This is a genomic window from Aliikangiella sp. G2MR2-5 (assembly GCF_015687155.1).
Taxonomy (GTDB): domain Bacteria; phylum Pseudomonadota; class Gammaproteobacteria; order Enterobacterales; family Kangiellaceae; genus Aliikangiella.
Window position 1 is genome coordinate 1,110,147 of sequence record NZ_JADPQF010000001.1, and the last position, 25,901, is coordinate 1,136,047.

25 protein-coding genes are annotated in these 25,901 nt (G+C 39.9%); 8 read left to right on the plus strand and 17 right to left on the minus strand.

The features are described from left to right. Positions 1 to 125: 125 nt before the first annotated feature. The 9 genes from IYN84_RS04455 to IYN84_RS04495 form a co-directional block, all read right to left on the minus strand. Positions 126 to 536, minus strand: coding sequence for a SufE family protein (locus tag IYN84_RS04455; protein ID WP_371734818.1), 411 nt, complete (start codon positions 534 to 536; stop codon positions 126 to 128). A gap of 124 nt (positions 537 to 660) precedes the next feature. Then, positions 661 to 1,194, minus strand: a complete 534-nt coding sequence (gene sufT, locus IYN84_RS04460) for a putative Fe-S cluster assembly protein SufT (protein ID WP_196137955.1) — start codon at positions 1,192 to 1,194, stop codon at positions 661 to 663. Further along, complete coding sequence (locus tag IYN84_RS04465) at positions 1,194 to 1,559, minus strand: iron-sulfur cluster assembly accessory protein (RefSeq protein WP_196137956.1); 366 nt, start codon at positions 1,557 to 1,559, stop codon at positions 1,194 to 1,196. Before IYN84_RS04465 ends, sufT begins: the two co-directional genes overlap by 1 nt. Before the next feature lie 40 nt (positions 1,560 to 1,599). Beyond that, positions 1,600 to 2,823 (minus strand): aminotransferase class V-fold PLP-dependent enzyme, encoded by a 1,224-nt coding sequence (locus tag IYN84_RS04470; RefSeq protein WP_196137957.1) that lies wholly within the window; start codon positions 2,821 to 2,823, stop codon positions 1,600 to 1,602. Between the two features lie 118 nt (positions 2,824 to 2,941). Next, the gene (gene sufD / locus IYN84_RS04475; protein ID WP_196137958.1) at positions 2,942 to 4,234 is read right to left on the minus strand and encodes a Fe-S cluster assembly protein SufD; all 1,293 of its coding nucleotides are present in this window, start codon (positions 4,232 to 4,234) and stop codon (positions 2,942 to 2,944) included. An 11-nt stretch (positions 4,235 to 4,245) separates the two neighbouring features. Further along, positions 4,246 to 4,989 carry a Fe-S cluster assembly ATPase SufC gene (gene sufC, locus IYN84_RS04480; RefSeq protein WP_196137959.1) on the minus strand — a complete coding sequence of 248 codons (744 nt, stop codon included), beginning with the start codon at positions 4,987 to 4,989 and terminating at the stop codon, positions 4,246 to 4,248. A 49-nt stretch (positions 4,990 to 5,038) separates the two neighbouring features. Next, complete coding sequence (gene sufB / locus IYN84_RS04485) at positions 5,039 to 6,475, minus strand: Fe-S cluster assembly protein SufB (RefSeq protein WP_196137960.1); 1,437 nt, start codon at positions 6,473 to 6,475, stop codon at positions 5,039 to 5,041. Positions 6,476 to 6,507: 32 nt separating this feature from the next. Next, complete coding sequence (gene iscR / locus IYN84_RS04490) at positions 6,508 to 6,984, minus strand: Fe-S cluster assembly transcriptional regulator IscR (protein ID WP_196137961.1); 477 nt, start codon at positions 6,982 to 6,984, stop codon at positions 6,508 to 6,510. 227 nt (positions 6,985 to 7,211) lie between these two features. Next, positions 7,212 to 7,985, minus strand: a complete 774-nt coding sequence (locus IYN84_RS04495; RefSeq protein WP_196137962.1) for an inositol monophosphatase family protein — start codon at positions 7,983 to 7,985, stop codon at positions 7,212 to 7,214. A 308-nt stretch (positions 7,986 to 8,293) separates the two neighbouring features. Here IYN84_RS04495 and moaB point away from each other — a divergent pair, with 308 nt between their 5' ends. Both moaB and IYN84_RS04505 read left to right on the plus strand, forming a co-directional pair. After that, positions 8,294 to 8,794 carry a molybdenum cofactor biosynthesis protein B gene (gene moaB / locus IYN84_RS04500; protein WP_196137963.1) on the plus strand — a complete coding sequence of 167 codons (501 nt, stop codon included), beginning with the start codon at positions 8,294 to 8,296 and terminating at the stop codon, positions 8,792 to 8,794. Between the two features lie 113 nt (positions 8,795 to 8,907). After that, a complete protein-coding gene (locus tag IYN84_RS04505) occupies positions 8,908 to 10,692 on the plus strand; it encodes a DUF885 family protein (protein WP_246722599.1) in 1,785 nt (594 codons plus the stop codon). Positions 10,693 to 10,756: 64 nt separating this feature from the next. Here IYN84_RS04505 and IYN84_RS04510 read toward each other — a convergent pair whose 3' ends face one another. After that, positions 10,757 to 12,064 (minus strand): DUF3391 domain-containing protein, encoded by a 1,308-nt coding sequence (locus tag IYN84_RS04510; protein ID WP_196137964.1) that lies wholly within the window; start codon positions 12,062 to 12,064, stop codon positions 10,757 to 10,759. Between the two features lie 605 nt (positions 12,065 to 12,669). Here IYN84_RS04510 and IYN84_RS04515 point away from each other — a divergent pair. Both IYN84_RS04515 and IYN84_RS04520 read left to right on the plus strand, forming a co-directional pair. Then, entirely contained in the window at positions 12,670 to 13,320 is a 651-nt protein-coding gene (locus IYN84_RS04515; RefSeq protein ID WP_196137965.1) for a 1-acyl-sn-glycerol-3-phosphate acyltransferase, read from the plus strand. Between the two features lie 86 nt (positions 13,321 to 13,406). Next, positions 13,407 to 14,624 carry an NnrS family protein gene (locus IYN84_RS04520; RefSeq protein WP_196137966.1) on the plus strand — a complete coding sequence of 406 codons (1,218 nt, stop codon included), beginning with the start codon at positions 13,407 to 13,409 and terminating at the stop codon, positions 14,622 to 14,624. An 8-nt stretch (positions 14,625 to 14,632) separates the two neighbouring features. Here the strand turns inward: IYN84_RS04520 and cmoB are convergent, their stop codons facing one another. The 4 genes from cmoB to IYN84_RS04540 all read right to left on the minus strand — a co-directional run bounded on the left by cmoB (position 14,633) and on the right by IYN84_RS04540 (position 17,820). Beyond that, entirely contained in the window at positions 14,633 to 15,622 is a 990-nt protein-coding gene (gene cmoB / locus IYN84_RS04525) for a tRNA 5-methoxyuridine(34)/uridine 5-oxyacetic acid(34) synthase CmoB (protein WP_196137967.1), read from the minus strand. A 35-nt stretch (positions 15,623 to 15,657) separates the two neighbouring features. Further along, positions 15,658 to 16,386, minus strand: a complete 729-nt coding sequence (cmoA, locus tag IYN84_RS04530) for a carboxy-S-adenosyl-L-methionine synthase CmoA (protein ID WP_196137968.1) — start codon at positions 16,384 to 16,386, stop codon at positions 15,658 to 15,660. A 1-nt stretch (position 16,387) separates the two neighbouring features. Continuing rightward, positions 16,388 to 17,107 (minus strand): dipeptidase PepE, encoded by a 720-nt coding sequence (gene pepE, locus IYN84_RS04535; RefSeq protein WP_196137969.1) that lies wholly within the window; start codon positions 17,105 to 17,107, stop codon positions 16,388 to 16,390. 71 nt (positions 17,108 to 17,178) lie between these two features. Continuing rightward, positions 17,179 to 17,820 (minus strand): TetR/AcrR family transcriptional regulator, encoded by a 642-nt coding sequence (locus IYN84_RS04540; protein WP_196137970.1) that lies wholly within the window; start codon positions 17,818 to 17,820, stop codon positions 17,179 to 17,181. Positions 17,821 to 18,188: 368 nt separating this feature from the next. On the opposite strand from IYN84_RS04540, the gene IYN84_RS04545 reads away from it, so the two are divergent. The 3 genes from IYN84_RS04545 to fnr all read left to right on the plus strand — a co-directional run bounded on the left by IYN84_RS04545 (position 18,189) and on the right by fnr (position 21,445). Next, the gene (locus IYN84_RS04545) at positions 18,189 to 19,013 is read left to right on the plus strand and encodes a glucosaminidase domain-containing protein (protein ID WP_196137971.1); all 825 of its coding nucleotides are present in this window, start codon (positions 18,189 to 18,191) and stop codon (positions 19,011 to 19,013) included. 178 nt (positions 19,014 to 19,191) lie between these two features. Next, positions 19,192 to 20,574, plus strand: coding sequence for an oxygen-independent coproporphyrinogen III oxidase (gene hemN, locus IYN84_RS04550; RefSeq protein ID WP_196137972.1), 1,383 nt, complete (start codon positions 19,192 to 19,194; stop codon positions 20,572 to 20,574). A gap of 142 nt (positions 20,575 to 20,716) precedes the next feature. After that, complete coding sequence (fnr, locus tag IYN84_RS04555) at positions 20,717 to 21,445, plus strand: fumarate/nitrate reduction transcriptional regulator Fnr (RefSeq protein ID WP_371734786.1); 729 nt, start codon at positions 20,717 to 20,719, stop codon at positions 21,443 to 21,445. Between the two features lie 50 nt (positions 21,446 to 21,495). On the opposite strand, the gene IYN84_RS04560 is transcribed toward fnr, so the two are convergent. After that, complete coding sequence (locus tag IYN84_RS04560; protein WP_196137974.1) at positions 21,496 to 23,460, minus strand: pyridoxal-dependent decarboxylase; 1,965 nt, start codon at positions 23,458 to 23,460, stop codon at positions 21,496 to 21,498. 167 nt (positions 23,461 to 23,627) lie between these two features. Between IYN84_RS04560 and mobA the strand changes: the two genes are divergently transcribed. Beyond that, complete coding sequence (gene mobA / locus IYN84_RS04565) at positions 23,628 to 24,215, plus strand: molybdenum cofactor guanylyltransferase MobA (RefSeq protein ID WP_196137975.1); 588 nt, start codon at positions 23,628 to 23,630, stop codon at positions 24,213 to 24,215. A 76-nt stretch (positions 24,216 to 24,291) separates the two neighbouring features. Here mobA and IYN84_RS04570 read toward each other — a convergent pair whose 3' ends face one another. Together IYN84_RS04570 and IYN84_RS04575 are read right to left on the minus strand one after the other, a co-directional pair. Further along, positions 24,292 to 24,612, minus strand: coding sequence for a hypothetical protein (locus IYN84_RS04570; RefSeq protein WP_196137976.1), 321 nt, complete (start codon positions 24,610 to 24,612; stop codon positions 24,292 to 24,294). Between the two features lie 15 nt (positions 24,613 to 24,627). Beyond that, positions 24,628 to 25,893, minus strand: coding sequence for a molybdopterin molybdotransferase MoeA (locus IYN84_RS04575; RefSeq protein WP_196137977.1), 1,266 nt, complete (start codon positions 25,891 to 25,893; stop codon positions 24,628 to 24,630). Positions 25,894 to 25,901 lie beyond the last annotated feature (8 nt).

A 25,901-nucleotide genomic window follows, 5' to 3' on the forward strand; every position in this document is an offset into this window, starting at 1 on the left:
AGTATTGACACATGAGAAAGCACTCTAACAAGAGTGCTTTCTCGTATTAGTCTTGGAACAACAGGATCTCATCCAGATGACTGAGGAAAGGGGATTTTTAAGTTATAAGTTGTGTTAAAAGCAAATTAGATACTGGCTTGTGCCAATGATTTGATTTTTTCAACCATTGCTTTTAATCCATTTCCGCGAGTGGGGCTAAGGTGTTTTACCAGATCCAGTTTTGAAAAATAATCTTCGATATCGAAATTCAAAATTTCTTCAGCGGTTTTGTTGTTATAGGCTGCCATAACGATAGCTAGTAGCCCACGTACAATATGTGCATCGCTATCTACTTCAAAGCTGAAAACTCCATTAGACAAATGTGGTTCAATCCAAACCTGGCTTTGGCAACCTGGAACCAGTCGTTCATCTGTCTTTAAATTTTCATCAATAGCAGGCAATGATTTGCCTAGGTCGATCATATATTTATAGCGATCTTCCCAGGAATCGAAAAAGGAAAGTGTATCAATTATTTCTTCAGTTGTAGTCATAATAATAAAATGCAAATGGTTAGATGAGATGATGGTATCAGTCGTAGGAAACTAATTTGAACGAATAATGCGATAAAATTGAAGAATATTCAACCTGATAGTGATTACCGCCAGTGTCGTCAGTTCTTGACTAGAAAAACAACCCAGTTTCTAGCTTGGCTTCGTCACTCATCATATCTCGTGTCCAGGGAGGATCAAATACCAGGTCAACTTCAACTGAAGACACATTCGGGACTTTACCAACACGATATTTAATGTCACTTACTAAAACAGGTCCCATTCCGCAAGCAGGTGCCGTTAGCGTCATGGTAATTTTAACCGAGAAGTCATCCTGATTAATATCAACTCCGTAAATGAGGCCAAGATCAACCAGATTAACAGGTATTTCTGGATCATAAATACTTTTTAAAGCTTTCCAAACCTGGTCCTCAAGAATCAATCCTTCTTCACTTCTGCTAAACTCAAGAACTTCAGCCTTCAAGCCGAGAGCGGCTGCATCTGTCCCGTCAACTCGAGCCATATTACCGTTGACTACAACTGTATAGTTTCCACCTAGAGACTGGGTAATGGTTACAAAAGTATCTTTTGGTATCGTTATCCGTGTTCCGACAGGAACAAGACGAGCAGGGCAGTCAGTTAATGCCACGACCATCTTTTTTTGCATTACTGCTTCTCCACCGCAAAGCTTTCACCACAACCGCATAAAGCAGTGGCATTAGGATTGTTAAAGTCTAGTCGAAAATTAACGCCTTCCTGAACGTAATCTACCTGAGTTCCCTGAATTAGAGGAAGAGCCTCAGGAGAAATATAAAGCTTCAGGCTATCATTTAAGTGAAAGCATAAGTCAGTAGGGCTGACTTCAAAGGCAAGCTCAAGCAGGTATTTGAAGCCTGAACATCCACTTTCCTTCACGTTGAATTGAATACCGGCCGCTTCCTTACTTTCGACTTGCGCGCTTAAATGTTTAATCGCTTTCTCAGTAAATGAAACAGGATTAACATTTTGGGGATTAAAAGTTGTAACCGTCATAAAATACTCTAAATTCTTCCACTTACTAGTTGGACCTTGTTTAAACTAAAAAAGTTTTGGCTTTTTCCAGTCCTTCGAATAATAAATCAATTTCTTCTTTAGTGTTGTAGAAACTAAAGGACGCTCGGATAGTACCTGATAGCCCAAGCGCTTGCATGAGTGGCATGGCACAATGATGTCCAGTCCTTACCGCGATACCCTGTTGATCAAGTATCATACCAATATCTTGAGAATGCATGCCTTCCATTATAAAACTTAATACAGATGTTTTATTACAATCGCTTCCAATGATTTTTAGTTCAGGAATGCTTTTTGCTTTTTCTGTGGCATACTCAATCAACTCTTTTTCATAATTGGCGAGTTCACTACGGTCAAACTGATTGAGATAATCGATTGCAGCGCCCAACGCAATAGAACCTTCAATGTTTGGTGTTCCTGCTTCAAACTTGTAGGGTAGTTGGTTAAATGTCGTGCCATCGAAACTTACTTTTTCAATCATTTCTCCACCACCATGCCATGGAGGCATAGAGTCGAGTAATTCCTTCTTTCCATATAAGACACCAATTCCAGTCGGAGCAAACATTTTATGTCCGGAGAAAGCATAGAAGTCACAGTCTAAGCGTTGAACATCTATCTTCAGATGGGGAGCCGCTTGAGCTCCATCAACGAGAACTCTGGCATTATTTTCATGTGCTACCTGAATGATTTCTTCTACTGGATTAATAACGCCAAGAGCGTTAGAAATATGCCCTATAGCAACAAGCTTTGTTTTGGACGAAATCAAAGATTTAAAGTGAGCAAGATCTAGTTCACCGTTAGGTTTTACCGTAATAGGCAAAAGTTTGGCGTTTTTACGTTGGCACAGTAGCTGCCAGGGAACAATATTTGAGTGGTGCTCAAGAGTTGATACGATGATCTCATCATTTTCAAATATGTTTTTCTCACCCCAGGTTTGAGCAACCAGGTTGATCGACTCTGTAGTACCGCGAGTCCAGATAATCTCTTCTCTATGTTTCGCGCTGATAAAGTGTTGGACTTTTTGTCTGGCATTCTCAAATAGTTCGGTCGCTTTATCACTTAGAGCGTGTGCTCCTCGATGGACATTTGAATTGACATGTTCGTAGTAATTATCAATAGCATCAATAACCATTCGTGGTTTCTGAGAGGTCGCACCATTGTCGAAATATACTAAGGGCTTTCCGTGTACAATTTCATCCAGAATTGGGAATTCAGATCTAATTTTTTTGATATCTAGTTCGCGCATTTTAATCAGGACCTGATATTAGTAATTTCTTAAACGACAGTTATCTGTCTTAATCTATTGTTCAAAAGTTCTATGACAGTTCACAAGTACTATGCCAGTTCGAAATCTCTATCTCTCATCAGTCGATATGTGACATATAGTCATCGAGCAATGAAACCAGGTGTTTCCTGACGGCATCTTGCTTAACCTTATTGACTAGTTCCTGGATAAAAGCAATGCTTAACATCTTACGAGCACGCTTTTTATTAATTCCACGAGTCTGAAGGTAATATACTGACTTATCATCCAGCTGAGCGACTGTTGCACCGTGGGCACACTTTACGTCATCTGCGTAAATTTCTAACTCGGGTTTAGTATTAACTTCAGCCTGATTAGTTAACAATAAGTTTTTGTTATTTAGAAATGCATCAGATTTTTGGGCATCTTTGAAAATATGAATCTTACCGTTAAAAACAGCACTGGACTTGTCAGCAATAATACCTCTAAAAATTTCATTGCTGGTGCAGTGGGGGACCTGGTGCTCGATATTTGAATGGTAGTCGATGCGCTGCTCATTTGCAGGTAAATAGATACCATTTAATTCAACATGGGCGTTGTTCCCCTGGTGCAGAATATCAATGTCAGTACGGTTAAGCTTACTCCCCAAGCCCAGATAAAAGCTATCGAATACAGCGTCTTTTTCTAATGTGGCTTTTACTTGACCAACCTGGTGTGCTGAATCTTTTTCGACATTCAGTCTATAGTGTTTTACATGGCTATTTTCTGACAGCTGAAAAAAAGACTGCTGTAAAGACAAAGTAATAGCGTTTGTTAGTTCACTTTCAAACTGTTCAAGGATACTAAGTTCACTACTTCGTCCGACCATTACAAAAATCTGACTGCTGGCAATCGCATTATTTTGCAGATCACTTGTAAGGTGCTTTATATAGATCATTTGATTTAATTGAACATTGTCTAATGTTTCAATTACTATGATGTTATCACACAACGCCTGATTCAGATTTAGAAGCATATTCTTTTCATTGACCTGATTCATTTTGGCAAGCAGACTGATCTTGTCAGCTGAACACTCTTGCAGTTTGCGTATGCGTAATCCCTGAGGGAGATCTAGCGCTGCCAAATCATTGGCTAGAACGCCATTATTGAAATGCAGCTCGATGGCATCTTCGATAGCAATTGCAGGATAGCTAGTTGGCATTGGCCTGGTTTGTGTAGCAAGTTCAAACTCTCCTTCTTTCAGGAAAGTCATGTCATTATACTTCCAGTGCTCAACTTTTCGGCTTGGTAGGCTTGCTTGTTTAAACGCGTCCAAAGAGTCATTTCGTTGTTGGTATAACTCTTTGATATCACTAAGTTCGCTCGAGTTTAAACTAAGCTGCTCTCGGTTTTGTAGATCAATTTGATAATTCATTTTTTGCTCGCCTACAGCTTGTCTATCCAGCTATATCCTTTTTCTTCGAGCTCAAGTGCAAGCTCCTTCCCACCTGATTTAATAATTTTACCGTTCGATAAAACGTGAACGTAATCAGGAACGATATAGTCGAGTAGTCGCTGGTAATGAGTTACGACGATAAAAGAACGATTTCCGTCGCGACACGCATTAACGCCATCTGCTACAACTTGAAGAGCATCGATGTCTAGACCTGAATCTGTTTCATCCAAAATACACAGCTTGGGTTCGAGAAGCATCATTTGCATGATCTCGTTTCGCTTTTTCTCTCCGCCAGAGAAGCCTTCATTTACTCCGCGCTTGAGAAAGTTTTGATCCAGGTTCACTTGTTGGCACTTTTCTCTGGCTAGCTTCATGAAGCTAACTGCATCTAAAGGCTCTTTTCCCTGATACTCTCTGGTCGCATCAATGCTGGCTTTAAGAAACTCCATATTACTAACGCCAGGAATTTCAACTGGATACTGAAATGCCAGAAATAGTCCTTCTTTTGCTCTTTCATCAGCTTCAAGCTCGAGGATATTTTTTCCTTCAAACTCAATTTCACCATCGGTCACTTCGTATCCTTCTCGGCCAGACAGGACATATCCAAAAGTACTTTTACCAGACCCATTTGGACCCATAATTGCGTGAACTTCACCCGGCTTTATTTCCAGACTAAGTCCTTTAAGAATATCTTTGTCTTCTACTTTTGCATGAAGATTATTAATTTTAAGCATCGAGATTCTCGTATATAGAAAAATTATAAGTTATATATTGCAGGTGATATTAGCCAACTGAACCTTCAAGGCTAACTTCCAGTAATTTGCCTGCTTCTACAGCAAATTCCATGGGAAGTTCTTTGAAGACTTCTTTACAGAAACCATTAACAATCATTGAAACAGCCTTTTCTGTATCAATGCCTCTTTGTTGACATAAGAACAGTTGATCATCACTCACTTTGGAAGTCGTCGCTTCGTGTTCAACAATTGCATTAGGATGTTTACTTTCAATATATGGGAAGGTGTGAGCTCCGCATTGATCACCGATTAGCAGCGAATCACATTGCGTATAGTTTCTAGCTCCATCAGCGCGGGGACTCATTCTAACCAGGCCTCGGTAGGCATTCTGACTTTTTCCGGCTGAAATACCTTTGGAAATAATGGTTGATTTAGTGTTTTTACCCAGGTGAATCATCTTTGTTCCAGTATCGGCCTGCTGGTAATTTCTAGTGAGAGCAACCGAATAGAACTCTCCTACACTGTTATTACCTCTGAGCACTACTGACGGGTATTTCCAGGTTATGGCTGAGCCGGTTTCGACTTGAGTCCATGAAATCTTAGCGTTGTCGTGACAAATACCACGTTTAGTAACAAAGTTATAAATACCCCCTTTGCCATTTTCGTCTCCAGGGTACCAGTTTTGAACGGTAGAATATTTAATATTCGCTTTATCTAGAGCGACTAGTTCGACAACTGCTGCATGAAGTTGATTTTCGTCTCGCATCGGGGCTGTACAACCTTCCAGATAACTAACGTGACTGCCTTCATCAGCGATAATCAAAGTTCGCTCAAATTGTCCCGTTTTAGCTTCATTTATTCGGAAGTAAGTTGAAAGCTCCATCGGGCAACGAACACCTTTTGGAATGTATACAAATGAACCATCGCTAAACACAGCTGAATTAAGTGCCGCGAAATAGTTGTCTTTTTGTGGGACAACACTTCCTAAATACTTTTGAATTAGCTCAGGATACTGGTGAACAGCTTCAGAAATAGGGCAGAAGATAACACCTGCTTCAGCTAGTTTTTCTTTAAATGTAGTAGCGACCGAAACCGAGTCGAAAACGACATCTACAGCAACCCCGGCAAGTACTTCTTGCTCGTGCAGTGGTATTCCTAACTTGTTGTAGGTTTCTATTAACTCAGGGTCAACCTCGTCCAAACTTTTAGGTGCATCATTAATGCTTTTGGGCGCAGAGTAGAAAGACACTTCGTTTAGGTCTATTTTTGGGTAGTTCAGATGTGCCCATTCAGGTTCTTCCATTTCGACAAATTGACGGTAAGCTTTTAAACGCCAATCAAGTAACCATTCAGGTTCATTCTTTTTAGCCGAAATAAAACGAATGACTTCTTCGTTCAATCCAGGAGGTAGTGTTTCAGACTCAATATCTGTTACAAATCCAGCTTCGTATTCGGTCTTTACATACTGGTCAATAACTTCTGACATTAATTCGTTTCTCTCGTTTTATGGCAAATGAGTTAATTAACGGTTTTTAACTCGATTTCCTGTCTATGGGTGCTGTTATCTGATTCTTCTCTGACTTGAGCTTGTCTTTGGTTTTGTCTGATTAGCTCACCCAGAGTAATATTATCTAGAAAAGAGTTAATTCTATCGCTCAAATCAACCCACAAATTATGGGTAAGGCATTGTTTTCCGTCATGACAGTTGGCCCGTCCTTCACAACGAGAAACATCAATTGACTCGTTCACAGCATTAATAATGTTCGCTACGCTAATATCATCACTGGAGCCGTTAAGCTGGTATCCGCCGCCAGGACCGCGGATACTTTTCACTAGTTCTTCTCTACGTAATTTGGAAAAAAGCTGTTCCAGGTACGAGAGAGAAATTGCTTGTCTCTCGGATATATCGTTTAAATTTACTGGGTGATTAAGGCCATTAATAGCCAAATCCAGCATTGCTGTTACCGCGTACCTTCCTTTTGTTGTAAGTCGCATAGATTACCTCTTAAACAGAGTCGTTAGACTCGATTATGGGCTTTCATTTGAAGCCGGTCATATTGTCTAATAACCTACTATTTTGGTCAAGTAATCATCTTGATCTTGATCAGCATATTACGCTTTTAGTGCACTACTATAGGTTTTTTCTATACAGTAGCCCGGTATAGTTCAATATGACGGCTTTAGGGCCAAAAGGGGCCCCAGCTTAATACCTTGGGTATTGCCTATACCCTTTGATTGATCGCTTTTAACATACCTTTAAAGGTTTTTGGGTTTGCAGCAAGTATCGAGTCACTTGATGCAAAATCTGGATTCCCTTTAAAGTCTGAAATCATTCCGCCTGCTTCGTGCACGAGTAGTGCTCCAGCTGCTGTGTCCCATTCGTTTAAGTCATACTCCCAGAAACCATCAATTCGGCCTGAGGCAACATAAGCAAGATCCAGAGCTGCTGAGCCTGCTCGACGCATATCTGCACAGTGTGGGAAGAGGCGTTTAAAAATATCAAGATAATCGTCTATTCGAGATTTGTGGCGAAACGGAAAGCCCGTTGCCAATAGACCATTTTCTAGTCCATTTGAACTGCCGACTCTAATTCTGCGTCCGTTTAGCTGGGCGCCACCACCTCTGACTGCGGTAAATAGTTCATCTCTAACGGGATCAAATACCAGTCCGATCTCGGTACGGTTTTTGTGCTTGCAGGCAATCGAAATAGCCCAGTGAGGAATTTGCTGGATATAGTTTGAGGTGCCATCAATTGGGTCTATCACCCACTGGTAGTCGCTGCTTCCGGATTGTCCGCTTTCTTCACCCAGAAATGAATGGTCTGAATATGAGTGCTTTATGGTGTCGATAATAATAGCTTCAGCCGTTTGATCGACATTGGTCACATAGTCGCCAGGGGATTTATTCTGAACGCTTCTGATTTTATCTGATTCACGAATGATGTAGTCGCCTGCTTTGCGTGCAGCACGAACAGCAATGGTCAAAAAAGCCTGCATAATTAACGATACCTAAATTGTTTAAAAGCGATTTAGTGCTCAAGAGCGTATACAGCTTGTTATGTGAGCGTTTAAAACTTCCCAACTATACACAAGCTAGCCCAAGGACTAAGCGGGCGCAAGTATATAGGAAATAAGAAAGGGGATAAACAGGAATTTCGACTATTGATCTAGATTAAGGTTGTACCACATCGATGATTTCTATTGCCGATTAATTGGTGTATGCTCTTGAGCAAAAATTTCCCCTGATATTCAGGCTTAATGCAGTGTTCCGGGGATATTCTCGGATTATTTTTTGGAGGTTTTGAGTGTCTAAATTGAACATCGCTGTTTTGACAGTATCCGATACGCGAGAGGAGTCTACCGATAAATCTGGTGCTTTTTTGGTTAGTGGGGTATTGGAAGAAGGGCATCAGTTGGCAGAGAAGCAAATAGTTAAAGACGATATCTACGATATCAGAGCCGTTGTGTCGCGCTGGATAGCAGACCCTCAAGTCAATGTAATTCTGATCACTGGGGGAACCGGGTTCTATGGTCGCGACTCGACTCCGGAAGCTGTTGCCCCCTTGTTTGACAAGAATATGGAAGGGTTTGGAGAGTTGTTTCGCCAGATTTCTTTTCAGGAAATAGGTTCTTCGACTATACAAAGCCGAGCAATTGGCGGTTTTGCAAATAATACGGTTGTTTTCTGTATGCCTGGGTCTACCGGTGCCTGTCGTACCGGATGGGAAATGATCATTAAACAACAACTTGATGTCAATTTTAAGCCCTGCAATTTTGTAAAATTGATTACAACCGGAATTCATTGACATAAAGGTTTAGATAAACAAGCATAAAGTCTTTATAACAGTATGGTTTCATAACAATAAGGTTTCCGTTAGTTCAGATGTCGTGACCGGCAACATTTAAATTTGGTAGAGAAATGAAAAAAAAAATAAGCACAGTAATAGTGATAGTGTTGATGTGTATTGGTGGAGGGCTGTTTCCGGTTGAGGCCTCGGAACCTGGTGTTTCAGAAAATGATAAGCTTAAGTCATTGTTTGAGAGAGAGTGGCAAGCCCGAATAGATCGAGATCCTGCATTAGCGTCACAAATGAGACAAAAGGGCAAAGACCACCTACTACTCGATGTTAGTCCAGTAGCGTATCAGGCATGGGCAAAACAAACAGAGCAGTTTCTCAAGAAACTAAAGGAAATAGACTTTAAACAGCTAACTCACGAGAATCAAATAAACTACCAAATATTTGAGTCTCAGTTGAAACGACGTATTTCTGAGATAGAGTTCAAGTCGTATGAAATACCGTTTCTTTCAGATTCAGGTTTTCACACTTCTATTTTAAGGCTGGACCAGCTTGTAGAGTTCAGAGAGCAAAAGGATTTTCAAAATTACCTGAAGCGACTATCAGCAATCCCTCGATTTTTTGAGCAGAATAAAGAGAACATGAAAGCAGGGATAAGCCGTGGTTTTTCAATGCCAAAGATTGTTATGCATGGTTTTACTGACGTATTACGAAATGCATATGAGAAGCCGTATGATAAAAGCAGCTTTTATTTACCATTTAAAAAAATGCCTGCTCACCTTAGTCAGGAGATGCAGGATTCATTGAAATCTAGCGCAAAACTTGTCATCAACAACGAGGTTTTTCCGGCTCTCAAAAGTATGGCGGAGTTCTTTGATAACTACTACATTCCTCAAACCAGAGAAACCTTAGCTGCCCATGCTTTGCCTAATGGGCAGTCTTACTACCAGGCCCAGATAAATCATTACACAACTTTGAGTCTTAACGCAGAAGATATTCACGAAATAGGACTGGCTGAGGTTAAAAGAATCCGTAAGGAAATGGAGGAAGTCATTAAGCTAAGCGGCCATCAAGGCTCATTTAAGTCATTCCTGTCTTTTCTCAGAGAATCTCCTCAGTTTTATGCAAAAACGGCGGAAGATTTAATCAAGGAAGCTTCTTACATCGCTAAAAGGATGGATGGAGAATTACCAAAACTATTTACCAGGTTACCCAGACAGCCTTATACAGTGAAACCGGTGCCTGCCGAAATAGCACCAAAATATACGACTGGGCGCTATTCAGGTGCACCAATTGACAGCGACAGAGCAGGAGAATACTGGGTCAATACCTATGCTCTTGATAAAAGGCCTCTCTATGTTCTTGAAGCATTGACGCTTCACGAAGCTGTTCCTGGTCATCATTTACAAACAGCGCTTAATCGAGAGTTAACGGATGTACCAGAGTTCAGAAGGGGATCGTATATTTCTGCTTTTGGCGAAGGGTGGGGGCTTTACAGTGAGCGATTAGGATTGGAAGTAGGATTTTATAAAGACCACTATAGTAACTTCGGGCGGCTAACTTACGAAATGTGGCGTGCAGCCAGGCTAGTTATTGACACCGGAATTCATGCTAAGGGGTGGAGTAGAGAGCAGGCAATCAAATTATTAGAAGAAAATTCTGCATTATCAACTCATAATATCAGGACTGAAGTTGATCGCTATATTAGTTGGCCTGGTCAGGCTCTTTCCTACAAGCTGGGTGAGATTAAAATTAGAGAGTTGAGAGCCTTCGCTGAGAAGTCTCTCGGAAATAAATTCGATCTAAGACGTTTCCATGATTCAGTACTTGAAAATGGATCGATTCCACTATCTATTCTCGAAAACAAAATTATAGAGTTTGTAGAAAGAGAAAAGATAAATAAATGATAGAAAGAAAGTGATATAAAAAACGCCCGAATAGGGCGTTTTTTATAGTGATTAAACGTAAAAACTAGGCCCTTAGAAACCCAAAGAGCCCTTCGCCGCCAAATAGTTTATCGTGCAGCTCTTCAGAACTGACATCCAGGCTCGTACTTTTCAGGCTCTTATCTATTTGCAGTGGCAAACCATATTCGTCTTTTGGGTTGTCTGCCAGGTTGATAATCTTCGACTTTTCTACGGCGTTATTTAGCCCATCTTTTACAATTGCAATGCGCGGTCTGAGTCTTGATTTCTCAGGTTGTTCGACTACAACCCCAACAGAATTATTGGATAGTCTCACTAAACTGCCAGTGGGATAGATTCCTACAGCCTGAATAAATTGCTCAACTAACTCAACCTGGAAGAGCATTCCTTTTTCAGAGTAGAGATGAGAAATCGCTTCTACTGGAGTTCTTGCCTCATTGTGGTCAAAAGGATTAATTAAGCTCTCATAATAATCGGCCAAGCCAGCTACTCTCGCCAAAAACGGAATTCTATTACCGACTAACTGTTTTGGATAACCGCTACCGTTATTTCTTTCGCAGTAGGCTCCAAGGATGTAATTTACCTGGTGGCTAGATGAGAATATCTTTTGAGTTTCTTCTAGCGTTAAGGTTATATGCTGTTGATAAAGCTGGACCTCTTCCTGATTTTGCTGGCTGTAAAGAAGCTCTCTAGGGAGTTTACTCTTTCCTATCGGAGCTAATAATAAAGCCGTTCCAATATCGCGCAAGTCATGCTTGGAAAGGCCCAGGTGCCGAGCAAAAATAATCCCCCAAACTGCACTTCTGACAGCCTGTTGATGTAATGCTTTGTTATCGCTACTGAGACGACATAACCACGCCAGGGCATTAGGGTTATTTACGATACTTTTTACCATATCGTTAGCAGCAGTTCGGAACTCGCTGACATTAATGAAACCTGTTTGATCCATGTTGCGGTAAGCCGCTGCCATTTGCGAAGTAACACGAGTAAATACCGTCGAAGCAACTTTCACTTCTTTCTTCATCTTGGTCTTGACCGGATAGTCTTCTACTCGAGGCTTCATTCTCGCCTTTTCAGACATCAGCCTTGCTGTTCGAGCATCTACTTCTGATCGGTTTTTCTTACTGGTAGGAGGAGTGGATTTGAGAAGCTTCGCTGATACATCTACTTTGCTTAAAAAAGAATCGACGTACACAAAGTTGCAATAATGCGCAAGCAGATCAAGTTCATCTTGCTTGGTTATATAAAAACCTTGAATAGGAAAGGGGGTTTGCACCCACGGTATATCCAGGCGAGAGACATACATGCCTATCTCCAGATTTTGTACCGGTATTTCTTGCGTGGTTAGGTGCATTAACGGGCCTCTGCTGTTAAATCTATGTGTAATTCATCCCGAACAACAATACAATCCCTATAATAGTGTTAATGTAAGAATAGCGAAATATTCACACTAATTATTAGAACAGTATCACACTATTTAACAATTGTTGTCTATTTTCAATTTTTGTTCGACTAATACTAATACTGTTCAGCCATCACAAAAATTTATTAAATTCAAATAGTTAATAGCTCTTTTTAATGGATATATTGAAGTTAGAGATAATGGCAGAAGGTTAACGCTTATCCTTGCTCTTAGAGTTCTCCATCTTCAACTATATTTATTCTTAGCTAGCTCCCTGTCACTACGCAAAATAACGAAGTGGTTAAAACTAATACTATCATAACTTGTAAAACCTGCAATAAGAATAAATATTTCAATAGCTTAGAAGGTGATTTTAGGGCTAAATTGGTTTAAATATTTAATTTAATATTACTTAATGAGATATCTGTTTTCTGTTGAATAAAATGTGACTTTGCTAAACTTGCAGAATAGCATCTGGCTCCTATATTGAGTTAACCAGGGTTGGGTTGAAATTGGCGCGTTTCCTAAGTTACTTATTGCTTAATCTGGTGAAGTATGTGTCGGCTTTGTTTTATCGTTACGATGAAAGATGGCTTAATACTTCGCGTAAAGATGTAGATTGGGAACAGATTAAGTTAATTGTATTTTTGAATCACACCAGTTTATTTGAACCTATTTTTCTGCGCCTTGCGCCCAACCACTTTCTCTGGAAAGCTTCTAAGCAACTGATTATTCCAGGAGCAGATATTACTTTAAAGCGACCATTAGTAGGACGTTTTTTCCATTTTCTATTGCCTGGTGTGATTCCGATAACTCGTAAGAAAGATCATAGCTGGCGTAGCTTCCTTGAAGCGATTAATAGCAAATCAATCGTAGCGATTTTGCCAGAGGGTAGAATGATGAGGCCCAATGGCTTAGATAAATCAGGAAAACAAATGAGTGTACGCGGAGGCATTGCCGATATTTTAAGTAGGCTAAAGGAGGGAAGTGCATTGTTCATCTATAGTGGAGGTCTGCATCACATTCAGGTTCCCGGACAAAAACTACCGAAGCTGTTTAAACAGGTTAGAGTCAATTTGGAAGTACTCAATATTGCGCAATACAAGAAAAGTATTGGCAATGTTAATTTTGAAGACTTTAAAAGTAAGTTAGTAAAAGACCTGAACCATCGGCTTGCTCATCGAGTTCCTAAGCAGGAGCAAAGATAACACCTTAAAATATCTATGGTTATTTCATTGCTAAATTACTGATAGAATTGGCTTACTCTCAGTAATCACTATGAAGTCGTTCGTCGATGAATATTCTCGATAATTCTACTAACCCTCAAGAATTTGCTATTCCCGTTTTTCGTTTACCTTTTCGTCCTCTGTTTTTAGGGGCAGGCATATTTTCTTTTATTGCTATTGGAATATGGGTACTTTTCTGGTCTAAGGTTCAAACTATTTCACCCGCGTTTGGTGTTATGTGGTGGCATGGGCATGAAATGATATTTGGTTTTTCAGGTGCAGTACTTGTTGGTTTCTTACTGACTGCAGTAAAAAACTGGACAGGACTACAAGGATTGGGAGGAGTAAAGTTAATAACGTTGTTCGTACTGTGGCTGATTCCCAGGTTAGTATATTTAACTTCAAGCGAGGCTCTTAACTGGATTGGGGTGTTCATTGAAACTCTTTTTTGGTTAACTGCTTGTCATTTCTTTTCACGTATGATCATCGTTAAAAAGATGTGGCGGAATGGTGTTTTTGCATTAGTATTGATTCTTATGGCAGCGTTAAGCTTTTTAAGTGTTCCTGGTATTGAAAAATACCTTCCTGTCTCTAGCTATGGATATCAACACAGCTTTCACTCTGCGATCCTCTTATTAAGTCTCTCGATAACCATCATTGGCGGAAGAATAATTCCATTTTTCACCGCCTCCGCGACGTCGAGTCAAAAGGTTGATGGTAAGTCCTATATAGAGTTGCCAATCATTTTTCTTACAGTTAGTTTAGTGTTAGGAGCTCTTGTTGTTGGAATTCGCAATCCATCAAAAACTCTCGCAGTTTTGTTTTTGACTCTTGTCCTGTTCAGTTTATTCAGAATGTATCGTTGGCCAATCAAAAAAACACTGAGCAACTCACTTTTGTGGTCGCTCTATGCTGGATATTTTTTACTGATCATAGGCTGGTTATTACTAGGGCTGTATCACCTTAAAGTACTCAGCAATCTTTCAGCCAGCCTTCATTCGATTACCATTGGCGCTATCGGTTTAATGATAGTTAGTATGAGTTGTAGAGTAAGTCTGGGTCATACAGGTAGAAAAATCGTAGCTGACAGGTTGCTTACTTTGGCTTTTGTCTTAGTGATTTTATCTGCAATTATACGTAGTTTGTTGGTAGAGTTCGCAATTTTCGAAAGTCCTGTATATGCATACCTTATTTCCGGCATTTTATGGATCCTGGCCTTTCTAATTTGGTTGTGGATTTTCACGCCAATTCTTATTCGAAGTCGTATTGACGGTCTTCCTGGTTAAAGTGGTTCTTATTGATTATTAGCAACTAAGATTGCTCTTTTAGGTGCCGGATAGCCTTCCACGGTCAAAGTTTTATCGGTTGGATCGAGGTAGTTTGCCAAAGAGTGAAAATGCATCCAACCCGTGGCTCTTTGCTCATCCAGAGATGTCTGGTTAATATCAACTGTTCTGATATTAGTGAATCCGCATTTAAGGAGCCAAAGCTCTAGAGCTTTAACTGAAGGGATAAACCATACGTTTCTCATTTGTGCATAGCGTCCTTTAGGAACCAACACCTGATTTTCGTCGCCGTCAATGACAAGCGTTTCCAAAATTAATTCACCTTTTTTGCCAAGCATATTTTTGAGCTCTAACAAGTGATCAATAGGCGACTTTCTATGATAGAGGACCCCCATTGAGAATACCGTGTCGAAACCTTTTTTCCCCATTTCGTTTGGCATATCTTCAATTCCAATAGGGAGTAAGTGTACTGGCGCAGGACCCACGTATTTTTTTATAACGCTAAATTGAGCAAGGAATTTTTGTGATGGATCGATTCCCAAAACAAATTTTGCATCTTCACCTAGCATTCGCCAGCAATGATATCCATTGCCACACCCTACATCGAGAACAGTTCTGTTTGAAAGACTACTGATATGAGGTAAGAGCCTTTCCCATTTCCAGTCCGATCGCCATTCAGTATCAATATGAATACCAAATAGATTAAAAGGGCCTTTGCGCCAAGGGTGCAAAATTTTTAAGTCATCTATAAATGCCTGTTTTTGATTTGAACTCAGTTGTTTTTCAATCGAGTCTGAACTGCCCACAGATACACCTGATTTAAGATCGATAGCATCTGTTTTTAGTGCCGGTAATCGGTTAATTAAATCATCCCACTCATCGAGCTCCCCATGTGTATAGCTCGCTAGACGAGATTTTACAGCGCTAATTAAATTGTCTTTGATGTCAACAATAGGTGTACTCTGAAGATCGTTTGCTAACTGTTCGAAATCAATCATGGAATATTATTCTGGTTAATTATAAGGTTTTTATGCTACTTGACGGCTAACAGTGAAATAAAGTTGTATTCTTGCAACCAGCAGGTGACATGTTTGAAGCCTACACTTTTCAGTCTTTCAATATGCTTGTTGAGGGGCTCAGGTAATAAAACATTTTCCAGTGCATTTCGTTTTTGACTAATTTCTAGATCGCTATAACCATTTTCTCTTTTGAATTGATGGTGAAGGTCAATCATCAATTCATCAATTTGCTGGTCTTCGAAACAAATTTTTTCTGACAATACGAGTGCACCACCAACGACCATTCCATTGTAGATGTTTTCAATGAGCTGATGCCGACTCTCTCTCGAGATAAATTGTAGTGTAAAATTAAGCACTATCAGGGATGCTTTGGAAATCTCCTGGGAAAGAATATCTGACTCAACTAACTCAATTGGTACCCTATGTTTAAATGCATTAATGTGTTGTTTACAGCGAACTAGCATTGCATTGGAATTATCGACTCCAATGATACGAGTATTCTCTGTTTTTATACCCGAACTGATTGCCAGACTCGCCGCTCCAAGTGAACAGCCTAAGTCGTAGCACTGGGTGCCGGGTTGAACGAAACGTTCAGCAAATTTGGACAAATTGTCTAGAATAGTTTGGTAACCTGGGACCGAGCGCTCGATCATGTCAGGAAAAACTTCTGCGACGTTTGCATCAAAAACGAAAGGTTGCTGCTCAACCGGGGCGGAGTATATTTTATCTTCTTTCTTCGCCATTTTAATTTTCCGACAAGTTCATCAGTGCGCTCAAATCAGTTCCAGGCGGGATTTCGATTTTTCCTTCAGCATAAGTAAAACAGAAACCATTCTTATGTCCAAGGAATTCTAACTGTCTACCATCGCACTTGAGTGCAGTTCCTTCAGGAATACCAATAACTGTTGTTTTCTGATTGAGTTGAAGGAATTCAAAAAGCCTTTGTTCTCTCGTCTCTCCGTTATGCCCAGGAGGGTTGCCATCAATATAGTGCGGGTTAATTTGGAAGGGAACAAGGTTAAGGGCATTAAAACTGGGTGGCTCAATGATCGGCATATCATTGGTTGTTTTTATTGTCGGCGAAGCTATATTTGAACCGGCACTCCATCCAATATATGGCGTTCCTTCATTAATCTTTCGTTGGATTGTCGAAACCAAGTTTTGACTGTATAACTGGTTAAGTAAAGCGAAAGTATTTCCACCCCCCACTAAAATTGCTTCGGCGTCTTTAATCGCTTTAACAGGCTCCTCATAATGGTGGGTTGATTTCACCTGATATCCAAAAGAGTTAAAAGCATTGCTAACCATCTTTTCATAGGAATCGTAGTCAACGCTAACCCCGGCAAAAGGAATAAAAAGTGCCTTTTTAACACTTTGCTTTAGGTGATCCTGAATAAGTTGTCGTGCGTGTTCAAGGTATTCTGTTTGGTCAACTCTGGAGCTGGACAGGAGTAGTAGGTTCATACCGGTTAATTAGTCGCTAGTTTTATTTGAGCGCTATTTTAACCGGTATTGCAGGTTGTTCGCAAAGCGATTTATTTGGATTGTAACCCAAGAAGTGTATTGTCAATCGCGTTGCTGATTAAAGACTGTTTTTCTTTCCAGTCCACGGTAGGCAAGCTATAAAAAGCCCCGTAAATGCCGTAAACACTTAAGCCAATCAATTGAGAAACCATTAGCATGTCGTCAATTCTAAAAACGCCCTCGTTAATACACTTTTGTACGTTTTCATGCATGAGATCGATATATTCTCTGGTCCCAGGTGCTTTGTAGACGTCAAAATTTTCACATTTGTCTGCTTTGAAATCTTGAGTGGCAATGCCAAGTTGGTAGCTTTTTGGGTTGCTTAACCAGTAATTAACGTTTTTATTCATTAAAAAGCGAATTACTTCAATGGCGGGACCTTCAAGAACTTCCTGAGGCGGTTTACAAGCCCTCCATAGCTCTTCTGCAATATCATTCCAAAAATGACGCAAAATCGCTTTCTTATTTTCAAAATAGTAGTAGATTTTGGTAGGAGCGAACCCGGCCTGCGCTGCAATTTTTCGCATGCTGGTGTTTTCGTAACCTTCATTAATAAAGAGCTCGCGAGCAATTGAGATTATATTGTCACGAATTTCTTGTCTTTGTTCCTCTGATAGAGAGGGCCTACCCGGTTTTCTTTTCGTTACTGCCACGACTCATTCCCCAAGCTGTTTTTATTTTCAACCATCCGATTAGTTCAGAAACAATTATATCGCTTAGGCTACTGGCAGCTAAACGTAAATTTGACACACTTTTTACAAACATTGCACAAAAAACGCTCAAAATAAGTGCATAGGCAATAATAAAGTATTGGTTTTATATTGTATGAAATAACTTTATTAGGTCTGAATGAGAAATTACGGACTTGTATTAGCTTGGTCTTTATTAGTATGTTCTAAAATAATGTCGAGCATAGTAGAAGGGATAGCCGCTAATATGTCATAAGTCAGAAGTGCTTGTGTCATAAAAGAGTTGTGATATCCTTTGGCGCCCGATGGTAAGGGCAAAAAGGTGATTTAAGTTGTATAGAAAAGATAAGCTGGCAAATGAGTTAAGTAAGCAGCTGATTAAGCAGGAAAAAGTTGAACTGATCATAGCGCTATTTTTAGCTATAATTTTTACCGGCATATTGCTGGGCTCCAAGCAGACAACTATTTCCAGGACTCCGATAAATCTGGCAAAGACGACTGAGGTCGTATTCCATTTACCCGATTTTGCTCAAATTCAAAATACCAAACAGAAGAAACAAGCCTTTATCGAATACCTAAGACCCATCGTCAGAATGGAAAACTTAAAGAACAAAGAAAAGAAAGCCCTGTTGGAAAAACTTAGAAATGACTTGTCAAATTCGGGAAGTCACCGACAATCGGCTCTGGAAAAGCTTAAACGACTAGCAAAGTCTTATCGTGTGAATGCGACAGATATATCGAGGATCCTACAAGAGCTTGAAACTAAGATTGACGAGATTCCTGAGTCTTTGGTTATTGCTCAGGCGGCAAATGAGTCAGGTTGGGGAACGTCTCGATTTGCAAAGGAAGCAAATAATCTATTTGGCCAATGGTGTTACAGCAAGAACTGCGGAATTATTCCGAGTGGACGTTCGCAAGGGGCTAAGCACCAGGTTAGAGTCTTTAAAGATCCGGTTGAATCCGTTGCAAGTTATATGAAAAATATTAATAGCCACCCCGCGTATGAAGAGCTCAGGTCATTAAGAAAAGCACTCAAACAAAAAGGAAGCGTGGTAAGTGGTATCGCTTTAGCGCAAGGACTGACTAATTACTCTGAAAGACGTCAGGAGTATGTTGACGAAATCACAACATTAATTCGACAAAATAGTCTGGAGTAAAATAGTCTGGAGTAAAATAGTCTGGAGTGCGGCGAAAACTAAGCTTAAGCTCAATAAGATTGGCCTTTTTAAGTCGGTCTTGTATCCATAGGTGATCCAGATCATTTCAACTTGCTACCATCATGGTATCTTAGCTTCCAATAATTAAACCAATTCGGCCAACACAGGAAGCTAACAATTGAAAGCTACCAAACTTGAATGGGATGAATCCATTCTAAAAAAATACAATGTTTCAGGTCCAAGATATACTTCGTATCCAACAGCACTAGAGTTTTCAGGTGACTATCAGCTGGAAGACTATGTGTCATGCATAGAGTCGATTGATAAGGATAAATCTTTATCACTCTATATCCATATCCCTTTTTGTCAGAATATTTGTTATTACTGCGCTTGTAATAAGGTTATCACGAAAGATCATTCTAAATCAGAACGTTACGTAAGTAACCTGATAAAAGAGATTAAAATGGTGGCCGCCAAATCACCGGCGAAGGTATTGCGCCAGATTCATTGGGGTGGGGGAACTCCAACTTTTCTGCTGATGGAACAGATAGCGGCAATAATGGAGACAATAAGAGAATCTTTCATCGTTCCGGATGAGAGTTCAACTGAGATTTCAATTGAAGTCGATCCGAGGGCATTAAGGATTGAGGATATAAAAACATTAGCCCACATGGGCTTTAATAGAATGAGCATGGGAGTCCAGGATTTCGATCCTGATGTGCAAAAGTCTATTAATCGTATTCAGCCTTACGAAATGACCAGAGATATGGTTGTTGAAGCTCGTAAATATGGTTTCCAGTCAATCAACCTTGATTTAATTTACGGTCTGCCACTGCAAACCCGCGAAACTTTTAAAGATACGCTGGAGAAAGTAATCGAGATTTCTCCGGACAGAATTTCTGTGTTTAACTATGCGCATTTGCCTCATCGGTTTAAACCACAGAGAAGAATTATCGCTGCGCAGCTACCATCTCCCTCTGTAAAGCTTTCAATCTTTGAGTACATAATAGAAACCTTACAAAAGGATGGATACCTCTATATAGGTATGGATCATTTTGCTAAACCCGATGATGAGCTAGCGATTGCACAGCAAAACAATTGTTTACACAGAAACTTTCAGGGTTATACGACTCATGAAGAATATGAATTAATTGGTGTAGGCGTGTCTTCAATCGGCTCGATGAATGGGCAGTATCACCAGAATGTGCGTGATCTGGAAGATTACTACGAAGCTCTCGATGCCGGCCGATTGCCAAGTTGGAGGGGCGTTGGTATGACTTTCGATGACAAGGTAAGAAAGAAAGTGATATTTGATCTTATTTGTCATTTTGAGACTAACAAGAAAGAAGTGGAGCAGGAGTTCGACATCAATTTTGACAGCTATTTCAGTAAGGAGCTCTCACTACTCGACGAATTCAAAAATGATGGTTTGCTAACCGAAGATGAGGTAGCTCTAAAGGTAACTGGAAAGGGCAGGCTATTGATAAGGAATATTTGTATGATGTTTGACGCTTATCTTAACGAATTACAGGTCACTACCAGTTTCTCTAAAGTGATATAAAGCTAGCAAGCTAGTTAATTTTGCCAGTCTTCTACATGGACACCAGAAGTCGGCTAAATTCAAATTTTAAGATTTTTGACTCCCGTTTTTAGAAAATTCGAGTATAATATCTTAAAATGACCGTTTGGATGAAAGATTGAAATTGTCTGCTAACAGCTCTCTGCACAGTGAAATCAGGTGTCAAACCTGTAGTATTCGTAGACTCTGCTTGCCAGTAATGCTTGCCGATTCTGAAATCGAACACTTGGAAAATATCGTTCAAAGAAAGAAGGTTCTGAAAAAGGGCGAATTTCTCTTTCATGCTGGTGACGATTTTGATGCTATCCATGCAATTCGTTCCGGCAGCCTAAAAACCTATACCATTAGTTCCGATGGTACAGAGCAAATTACCGGATTTCATTTGCCGGGTGAAATTGTCGGACTCAATGCAATTAGTAGTACTCAATACCCGAGTTTTGCCAAGGCATTGGAAACCTCTTTAGTTTGCTCGATCCCTTTTGATAAACTGGAAACATTGTCGAGAGATATTCCGGGATTACAGAAGCAGTTATTCAAGGTTATGAGCGGAGAAATTCGCGATGAGCAGGAGTTGATGATGCTGTTAAGTAAGAAGAATGCAGACGAAAGATTCGCCGCATTTGTTATGAATCTTTCTGCTCGTTTTGGGCGACGAGGTCTTAGTGAAAAAGAATTCCAGCTTACCATGACGCGTGGAGATATCGGAAACTATCTTGGACTTGCGGTTGAAACAGTTAGTCGACTGGTTACTCGTCTTCAAAAGAAAGAACTTATTTCTATTCAGGATCGTTACATTCAAATTACCAATATGGATGAGCTCAGCGAGCTTGCAGGCACGGCTTGTCATACCTGATAATCCTCTATTTATAATTAAAAAAAGCGCATTTTTAAATGCGCTTTTTTTTAGCAATTTTCCTTTATTATCTTTTCAAGAAATTGAAAATACTCATCGATATGTTCTGTTGGGGTATCGCCGGTAAGTAACCAGGGATTCATCAATGAATGTTTTAAGACCTTTAGTGACGATTGCTGCGAGCCTATAATATCAGGCTCCTTGATTCCGAGGCTTTCCATTTGTCTGTTGGCTTCTGCTTCCGAGAGCTTTCTCATATCCATTTCACTAATTGAGCAAAGGTAGTCTTTAATTTGAACCGATTGTTGTGTGTCGTGTGCTAGCCTTTTAAATATACTATCAACGAATTCATTCGTTGCTTTCAATTGATTATTTGCTTTTGGGTTTAACGCGATACAAACGAGAAAACTATCAGGTTCAAAAGGTAAGGTCACGCTTACTAAATCTTTAAGACGATGCTCTAGCTCTTGCACTTTGTAAGCAAAATATTGAGCGGCGATTATTGATCCCCTTATTACTCTACCAAAGCCCTCAGAGTTTAGCGGCAAAATCCGGTGGGTAACATATAGCGACGCTGCATTTGCTCCTGGTTTTGTTCCTTCTAGAATATAGTGACTTAATTGGAGCAGATCTAGTTGATCCTTATTATCAACAATGTTCTTTTCTCTAGGATTGAGCAGTTTTACAATTTCTCGGTTACGAGTTACAAATCCGCCAATACCTTGAGGTAAGTAGCCTAGAGTATGTGGAGCTATTGTAATGCTGTCAGCTTCTCCCAACTGATCAAATGCCTGATATACAAGAGTAGAAGGAAAGTCGCTGTTTTCACTGATTACTTCATTTCTACTGACACGTCTGCCATTATTATCAACAAACAATGTTTTTAGGTAGCCCCCCTGGGAGGCGTCAACGTGGATGTAAAAACAAAGTCCTTTCTTGGCATATTTATCCCTAAGTTCTACTATTTTGTGTATTGGATCGATTGATCCAAATTCAGTAGTGCCTAATACTCCAACTACGGATAATACAGGAATGTTTTGTGATAAAAGCTTGCCAAGAATACGATCTAGCTCGCCGATATCCATACGCATATGTTGGTCAATAGGGACTTCAATAAGGGAAGCACTGCCAAATCCCATAAGACGCATCGCTTTGGTCCAAAAATCAAAAGCAGTAGAAGGTACTAAAACCACCGGTTGATGTAATCGATAGTGTTCTGCGAAAAACTGCGAGGGTCCAATAGTTTCTATACGACTTTTCTGAAGAAGACGATAGAACTCCCTTACGCTATCAACTCCTAGTTTGGATTTGATTTTCTCAAACACCTTCGATCTGAAGGAAAGAACCTCATCGATCGACAGGTTAACCAGCTCCCACGCTGAATATTCAAATGGATCTTTTAAAACTCTATCATTGAGTGAAATATTGAGTCGCATTTCCTTGAGTGCCTCTACTACGGCAACAGGATGATACTTTACTGTCCTAAAATTCCATAGGCTTTCATAATTAGCATCAGAACCGCCACTAGTAACATGACCCCAGGCACAAGGTGTTTGGTTTGGATCTGTATTGAATCCAAAAAGCTTGGCGAACTCTAAGCCGACTTTCAATTCCATTCTAATGGCTGTTTCGCCTAAATCATTTAAACTGTTGTTCGGGTTGTAAAACGTCGTAATTAGTTGAGCCAGTAAAGATGGAACCATTAAATCTGATGCCGATTGCCCTAAGTAGCGTGGATTATATACTGGTGCCGAATGTTGAAGCTTTTTAGTCAACTCTTCCAGCTCAGTTCTTATTTTTTCTGCAGTAGGACTATGCAAATTTAAATCTAATGCTTCCTTAATTTGGTCATCTTCCGGGTGGAAATTTGTTCGCCATGCCAAGTGTTCATTAATGCTGTTGGATAAAAGTGACTTAACCAGTTCTGTATTCTCACCTTTAGAGCCAAGAAAAAGGGAAGAGATAAACAAGCGATCTTCTTTTGAGTACAAGCTGTTAGCTGCTGCTTTTTTCATTTATGACTCTCTCAAAATAATAAATTAGTGATTTTTAAGCATCGCGTCAGACAATTTTGATAGACAGAGTTTCTCAGGATTCGCATAATGGGCTCTTGATCTGAATCAACGGGGAAGTTATCAAATTCCCTGTTTACTAACCTGAAAAAATGGAAAATAGAGATATTTTGAGTGATATAAAGGTGAAAAGTGTAAGTGGAATAATTCTCGCTGGTGGACGCGGCCGTCGTGTGGGAGGTCTTGATAAAGGGCTTCTTAAGTTTAAAGGTGATGAGTTGATTAAACATCAGGTCAGATGGTTGTCACCACAGGTAGATGAACTGCTCATCTCGGCGAATCGAAATCTCGAACATTATAAAAGCTTTGGTTACCCGGTTGTTAGTGACAGCGACCAAAACTTTAACGGACCATTAGCGGGAATTCTTGAAGGTTTAAAAAATTGTACCAATGATTGGTTATTTACCACACCTGTTGATGTTCCCTGCTTGCCTGATGATCTGCTTACCAAGTTCTTCAATGAGTTTGGTTGCAGGGCACAGGTGGGCTACTTAAAGACAAATACACGAGACCATTATTTGAATATGCTCGTTAATAAATCTTCAATAGGATTACTTGAAAAAGCATGTGACCATGGTCGACTCCGAGTAAGGGACTTTCTGAGTTCTGCTGATGCTGTACCGATCGATCTTGGTTTAGACGAAGTATATTTTAGCAACTTGAACAATCTTGAGCAGTATGATTTCCCTACAAAATAGAGTTAAGTAGATTGATGATAAGAAGTTAGCGAAATTTAAAAGGGTTACTTATATTGAAGTTTACTTTCTTACTTTCTTACTTTCTTACTTTCTTTAAATCGATTTCCAAAAAGGCAGCAGGAACCTCACTGTTCGAATTAATTTTAATGCCTTGTTTGCTTGGTCTCGCAGATATTTCTTCGATTATTTCTGTTTTATTAACAGATAAAATAATTTGGTGAGAATCCTCATTGTATTGCAGATAACTCTCATTAGAAGTGGACTTGATCTGATACGTTAGTAAAAACTTGTCATTCAATTTAATCGAGTCTGAGCATAGATATCCATCAATAAGGGACTTTGCTTCATCTTGTGATACTCTGAAGCGGATCTGATTATCCTGTATTCTAATATACATATTTAGGATACCTTTCTATTGCCAGGTTAGTTTCGACGGATAGAAATCTATAACGTCACCAGGCTTCACTGAAACTTTATTTTCATCTATCATCACCCAGCCATTTGAACGCATTAGCGGCTTGAGTTTAAACGATTCCTGGCCATCTAGAATTTTTACCTGTAGGCTTGCAGCACTATCTACTTCAGCACTAGCTTTCCAGATGGAGCGAAAACCCTGTTTTTTGTTCATGTTATTTGAAGCAATCGCTTTCAAAGGCATTTCTGGCGGTTGTCCAAGAATAGTTCGCAACAATGTTGAAACATAGAACCTAAGACCGATTGCTGCAGATATCGGATTACCAGGCAATCCAAAATAGAAGCTGCCATTAGGAAAGGTCGCAAATAAAATTGGTTTTCCTGGCTTAATTCTGTTTTTATGAAAAACGATGGTGCCACCGAGTTTAATAATCGTCTGTGGAATAAAGTCGAAATCTCCCATAGATACAGCGCCACTACTGATAATTATTTTGCTACCAAGTTCGAGTTCGCGTTTTAAGTCGGATTCGAATTTACCGACTTCGTCATAATTTGTTCCAGCATCAATACATTCAACCGGAAGATTCGACAGCCAATTTAAGATAAAAGGTTTGTTTGAATTTCTAATTTGTCCAGGTTTTAAAGGTGTGTTTAGATCATCAACCAGTTCTTTGCCGGTAGAAAAAACGGAAACTCTAACTCTTTTATAAACTTGGACCTTGGGTACTCCAATCGCGATTAATCCGGTAATAACATTCGTATTGATGACTTCTCCCTTAGACGCAACTGTCTCGCCCTCAATAAAATCTTCGCCAATTTTCCGAATATGTGCACCTTGGTCGACACAAGAGAAACAGATCACATTGTTACCATCAAGCTGGGTGTTTTCCACTGGTATGATGCTGTCAAAACCACCAGCTACAGGTGCGCCAGTCATAATCTTACAGGCCTTTCCTTGAGAGTCAGAAATTTCGTTCGATTCATCACCCGCTGCAGTGACTCCGGAAAGTAACAACGTGACGGGGGAGTCTGGGCTTGCGTTTAGCAAGTCGGCGGCATTGACCGCATAGCCATCCATTGCCGAGTTGTTAAATGGAGGTAAAGAGCTCGGAGAATGGATGTCAGAAAAAAGAACTCTTCCTATAGAGTCATGAGTATCTATCCACTCTGGCTCTACTGGTTGAGCTGATTCCATGATAAGCTCTTGCCCCTGCTTAAACTCGATCATATAGTTGTTTGTGTATTGATTTCTATTATCATTCATTATTGACT

What these genes read in the sequence shown, in the direction of transcription:
- IYN84_RS04560 (WP_196137974.1), bottom strand. Translation starts at nt 23,460, where the DNA reads ATGAAAAAAGCAGCAGCTAACAGCTTGTACTCAAAAGAAGATCGCTTG.
- IYN84_RS04470 (WP_196137957.1), bottom strand. Translation starts at nt 2,823, where the DNA reads ATGCGCGAACTAGATATCAAAAAAATTAGATCTGAATTCCCAATTCTG.
- sufT (WP_196137955.1), bottom strand. Translation starts at nt 1,194, where the DNA reads ATGCAAAAAAAGATGGTCGTGGCATTAACTGACTGCCCTGCTCGTCTT.
- iscR (WP_196137961.1), bottom strand. Translation starts at nt 6,984, where the DNA reads ATGCGACTTACAACAAAAGGAAGGTACGCGGTAACAGCAATGCTGGAT.
- IYN84_RS04465 (WP_196137956.1), bottom strand. Translation starts at nt 1,559, where the DNA reads ATGACGGTTACAACTTTTAATCCCCAAAATGTTAATCCTGTTTCATTT.
- IYN84_RS04570 (WP_196137976.1), bottom strand. Translation starts at nt 24,612, where the DNA reads ATGTATATTAGAATACAGGATAATCAGATCCGCTTCAGAGTATCACAA.
- sufD (WP_196137958.1), bottom strand. Translation starts at nt 4,234, where the DNA reads ATGAATTATCAAATTGATCTACAAAACCGAGAGCAGCTTAGTTTAAAC.
- IYN84_RS04575 (WP_196137977.1), bottom strand. Translation starts at nt 25,893, where the DNA reads ATGAATGATAATAGAAATCAATACACAAACAACTATATGATCGAGTTT.
- IYN84_RS04505 (WP_246722599.1), top strand. Translation starts at nt 8,908, where the DNA reads ATGAAAAAAAAAATAAGCACAGTAATAGTGATAGTGTTGATGTGTATT.
- cmoA (WP_196137968.1), bottom strand. Translation starts at nt 16,386, where the DNA reads ATGGCGAAGAAAGAAGATAAAATATACTCCGCCCCGGTTGAGCAGCAA.
- pepE (WP_196137969.1), bottom strand. Translation starts at nt 17,107, where the DNA reads ATGAACCTACTACTCCTGTCCAGCTCCAGAGTTGACCAAACAGAATAC.
- sufC (WP_196137959.1), bottom strand. Translation starts at nt 4,989, where the DNA reads ATGCTTAAAATTAATAATCTTCATGCAAAAGTAGAAGACAAAGATATT.
- IYN84_RS04520 (WP_196137966.1), top strand. Translation starts at nt 13,407, where the DNA reads ATGAATATTCTCGATAATTCTACTAACCCTCAAGAATTTGCTATTCCC.
- sufB (WP_196137960.1), bottom strand. Translation starts at nt 6,475, where the DNA reads ATGTCAGAAGTTATTGACCAGTATGTAAAGACCGAATACGAAGCTGGA.
- cmoB (WP_196137967.1), bottom strand. Translation starts at nt 15,622, where the DNA reads ATGATTGATTTCGAACAGTTAGCAAACGATCTTCAGAGTACACCTATT.
- IYN84_RS04495 (WP_196137962.1), bottom strand. Translation starts at nt 7,985, where the DNA reads ATGCAGGCTTTTTTGACCATTGCTGTTCGTGCTGCACGCAAAGCAGGC.
- IYN84_RS04510 (WP_196137964.1), bottom strand. Translation starts at nt 12,064, where the DNA reads ATGCACCTAACCACGCAAGAAATACCGGTACAAAATCTGGAGATAGGC.